1 protein-coding gene is annotated in these 315 nt (G+C 35.9%); it reads left to right on the top strand.

The window, feature by feature from the left end:
* Positions 1-39: 39 nt before the first annotated feature.
* Positions 40-315: BrxR family helix-turn-helix transcriptional regulator (locus AAEY62_RS21380; RefSeq protein WP_502935538.1), on the top strand; the 276-nt coding region annotated here is incomplete at its 3' end.

Here is a 315-nt window from a genome sequence, read left to right as displayed (position 1 = left end):
ATAGTACTCCTCTTGGTTTAATAAAAGGCGTGAAATATAATGATTAATGGAGGCTTAGGTACAAAAGGATCCAGATTAAAAGCTATTGAAATGTTTGCTTATTGGGAAGGTGTAGTAAATGCATCGACTTTAGCGAAATTGTTTAAAGTTACCATTAGTAATATTACTAAAAGCTTAACTGACTATAGGGAGCTATACCCAGGTACACTCATCTACAATAAAAGCTTAAAAAGGTATGAACCCGCCGCGTCTTTTTCATGCAATTATATCGATGGCTCGTGGCAAGAGTATGCAGCCGTTTTAAGGATCAATAGT

It is taken from the genome of Pseudoalteromonas sp. GW168-MNA-CIBAN-0100, from assembly GCF_040309225.1.
Lineage (GTDB): Bacteria > Pseudomonadota > Gammaproteobacteria > Enterobacterales > Alteromonadaceae > Pseudoalteromonas > Pseudoalteromonas arctica.
This window is presented reverse-complemented; position numbering and strand designations above follow the sequence as displayed.